Genomic DNA, 247 nt, shown 5'->3' with positions numbered 1-247 from the left:
ATCAAGAGCACAGCGGCCTACCGGCCGGCTTGAGTGTTGAAGAGCAAAATCAAAACCTAAAGCGGGCACGGTTCAAATGTAGGAGCTGGCTTGCCGGCGATGGCATCACCTTGGTGTGTCTGGAAGACCGAGTTGTCTGCATCGCCGGCAAGCCAGCTCCTACAGAAAAGCAGATCTGTTTTCGCTCTGGTCTTTGATCTGGCTTTTAACACTCAGGTCGGCTTTCAGGCCGCCGTGCTCTTGCTTT

General features: G+C 53.8%; 1 pseudogene. It reads left to right on the top strand.

Annotated features, from left to right (window positions below):
• Nucleotides 1-197: pseudogene (locus ACW9I6_RS32460) on the top strand (hypothetical protein); the annotation flags it as partial.
• Between the last annotated feature and the right edge of the window lie 50 nt (nucleotides 198-247).

This window comes from Pseudomonas sp. SDO5522_S412, assembly GCF_054071215.1.
The sequence above is the reverse complement of the archived record's forward strand: the minus strand, read 5'-3'. Positions and strand labels throughout refer to the sequence as shown.